Origin of the sequence: Ideonella azotifigens, assembly GCF_006519715.1 — a bacterium.
Lineage (GTDB): Bacteria > Pseudomonadota > Gammaproteobacteria > Burkholderiales > Burkholderiaceae_C > Ideonella > Ideonella azotifigens.
The window spans coordinates 1-2,753 of record NZ_VIDT01000698.1; the positions used below are offsets into that span (position 1 = coordinate 1).

The following is a 2,753-nucleotide window of genomic DNA, read 5'->3' on the forward strand; positions in this document are numbered from 1 at the left end:
TTCCGGCGCCGGCCAGCGCGGCGGCAGGAAAGCCATCATCGGGTCGCTGCGCCAGGGCTGCAGCAGCAACTCGGGCAGCTCGGCCTGCGGCAACGCCACGATGCCGATGTCCAGCGTGCGCGCCCCCAGCCTGTCCATCGTGTCCAGCGAGCCGAGGATGGCAACCTCCACGTCTATGCCTGGATGCCGCTCGTTCAGCACCGCCAGCACGCGCGGCAGCAAATGCACCAGCACGCCGGTGGACGTGCCCAGCCGCACCTTGCCTTCGCGGCCTTCGGCAAAGCGCCGCACCTGGTCGACCGCATCGTCCGCCTCCTTCAGCAACTGCCGGCCGCGCTCGATCAAGGCCGCACCCGCCGCGCTCATGCGCACCTGCTTGCCGCCGCGTTCCAGCAGCGGCGCGCCCAGCCTCGCCTCCAGTTCGCTGACATGCAGGCTCACGGTGGGCGCGGCCAGGTGCAGCGCCTGCGCCGCAGCGGCGAAGGTGCCCAGGTCGGCAATGGTCACCAGCGTGCGCAACTGGTCCAGGTTCAGGCTTCGCATCAGATTTCCTGAATGGTTTGCTCAGTTCTTTCAACTTTTCAAATCTTAAGCCCGCCGCGAGCATGGTGAGCCGGCCTTCAAAGGCTTTTCAACGGAGCTCACCATGTCCACGCAGGCTTCCCGCATTGCCACCCAACCGTCCTTGATCGAGGCCTTGCGGCAGCGTGTGGCCGCGCTCTGGCGCCGGGCCCGGCAGCGGGCGGAAGCCGCCCGGGCCCATGCGCTGCTGCGGCAGATGAGCGCACGCGATCTGGCCGATCTCGGCATCGGGGCAGACCAGGTCGACTGGTTCTGCCATGGCCAGGATCGCTGAAGGCCGGCTACCCGGTTCTCACCGCCGCTGCTGGGCGGCGCGCGATTGCCCTTGCATTACGGGTTTCCACTGGCAAGCAAACGTTTGCGCAAACGTTTGCTTTCGGTACGATGGCGTCCGCTGACGATCCTGCACTGCCGGACCCCCGGGCGGACGGGCGATCAGCCAGGCACACCAAACACCGACCAAGGAGACACCATGTCCTTCACTCGCCGCTCCCTCCACATTGCCGCGGCCCTGGCCGTCACCGGCCTGCTCGCATCGCCCGCGATGGCGCAGGACAAGCCCAAGGTCGCGCTGGTCATGAAGTCGCTGGCCAACGAGTTCTTCCGCACCATGGAAGACGGCGCCAAGGCGCACCAGAAGGCCCATGCCGGCGAGTACACGCTGGTGACCAACGGCATCAAGAACGAGACCGACACGGCCGCGCAGATCAAGATGGTCGAGCAGGCCGTGGCCCAGAAGGTCAGCGCCATCGTCATCGCGCCGGCCGACTCCAAGGCCCTGGTGCCGGCCATCAAGGCCGCGGTGGACAAGGGCATCCTGGTGGTCAACATCGACAACCGGCTGGACACCGACGCGCTGAAGGAAAAGAGCCTGAACGTGCCTTTCGTGGGCCCGGACAACCGCATGGGTGCCAAGCTGGTGGGTGACTTCCTGGCCAAGTCGCTGAAGGCGGGCGACAAGGTCGGCATCGTCGAAGGCGTGTCCACCACCTTCAATGCACAGCAGCGCACGCTGGGCTTCCAGGACGCGATGAAGGCCGCCAACATCACCGTGGTCGGCGTGCAGTCCGGCCAGTGGGAGATCGAGAAGGGCAACACCGTGGCCGCAGGCATGCTGCGCGAGCACCCGGACCTCACCGCGCTGCTGGCCGGCAACGACAGCATGGCGCTGGGCGTGGTGGCGGCCGTGAAGGCCGCGGGCAAGACCGGCAAGGTGCAGGTCGTCGGCTACGACAACATCACCGCGGTCAAGCCGATGCTGGCCGACGGCCGCATGCTGGCCACGGCCGACCAGTACGCCGCCAAGCAGGCGGTGTTCGGCATCGAGCTGGCGCTGAAGGCGCTGGCCGCCAAGACGCCCCAGGCCCAGTTGCCCGCCGAGGCCAAGACCGAAGTGGTGCTGGTCACCAAGGGCAGCAAGTAAGCCAGCATTCCCTGCCATGTCCCAAGCGCCATCCACCATCGCCCCACTGCTCGAGATCGACGGCGTCGGCAAGGCCTACGGCGGCACACCGGTGCTGCACGCCTTGAGCCTCTCGCTGCACGCTGGCGAGGTGCTGGCGCTGACCGGCGAAAACGGCGCCGGCAAGAGCACCTTGTCCAAGCTGATCTGCGGGCTGGAGCGGCCCACGCTGGGCAGTCTGCGCCTGGCCGGCCAGCCCTATGCGCCGGCCACGCGGCAGGAGGCCGAGCGCCTGGGCGTGCGCATGGTGATGCAGGAGCTGGGCCTGGTCAGCACGCTGACCGTGGCCGAAAACCTGTTTCTCGGCCGCATGCCCAGCCGCGCCGGCTGGCTGCGCCGAGGCGCGCTGCATGCGGCGGCCAGGCAGCAGCTGGCCAAGATCGGGCTGGACGACATCGACCCGGCCACGCCGGTCTCGCGCCTGGGCATTGGCCAGCAGCAGATGGTGGAGATCGCCCGCAACCTGCAGGACGACACCCGCGTGCTGGTGCTGGACGAGCCGACGGCGATGCTCACGCCGCGCGAGACCAGCCGGCTGTTCGAGCAGATCGCGCGGCTCACCGCGCGTGGCGTTGCCATCGTCTACGTTTCTCACCGGCTCGAGGAACTGCGCCGCATTGCCGACCGTGTCGCCGTGCTGCGCGATGGCCGGTTGGTGGACTTGCGGGCCATGGCCGGCCTCAGCGAGGCCGACCTGGTGCAGCGCATG

At 68.3% G+C, this 2,753-nt stretch carries 4 protein-coding genes; 3 read left to right on the forward strand and 1 reads right to left on the reverse strand.

The genetic code is table 11. The annotated features are described in order from the left end of the window. A partial coding sequence (locus tag FKP22_RS26455; RefSeq protein ID WP_141290891.1) for a LysR family transcriptional regulator occupies nucleotides 1–543 on the reverse strand: 543 nt, incomplete at its 3' end. 103 nt (nucleotides 544–646) lie between these two features. Here FKP22_RS26455 and FKP22_RS26460 point away from each other — a divergent pair. From FKP22_RS26460 to FKP22_RS26470, 3 genes are all read left to right on the forward strand, one after another. Next, complete coding sequence (locus FKP22_RS26460; protein ID WP_141290893.1) at nucleotides 647–856, forward strand: hypothetical protein; 210 nt, start codon at nucleotides 647–649, stop codon at nucleotides 854–856. 198 nt (nucleotides 857–1,054) lie between these two features. Then, nucleotides 1,055–2,005: a sugar ABC transporter substrate-binding protein gene (locus FKP22_RS26465; RefSeq protein ID WP_141290895.1), complete on the forward strand. Its 951-nt coding sequence runs from the start codon at nucleotides 1,055–1,057 to the stop codon at nucleotides 2,003–2,005. Nucleotides 2,006–2,021: 16 nt separating this feature from the next. Further along, nucleotides 2,022–2,753 (forward strand): ATP-binding cassette domain-containing protein (locus FKP22_RS26470; RefSeq protein ID WP_141290897.1); only part of this gene is annotated, 732 nt, incomplete at its 3' end.

Excerpts from the sequence above, each read along its gene's own strand:
- FKP22_RS26460 (WP_141290893.1), top strand. The coding sequence starts at position 647 with ATGTCCACGCAGGCTTCCCGCATTGCCACCCAACCGTCCTTGATCGAG.
- FKP22_RS26465 (WP_141290895.1), top strand. The coding sequence starts at position 1,055 with ATGTCCTTCACTCGCCGCTCCCTCCACATTGCCGCGGCCCTGGCCGTC.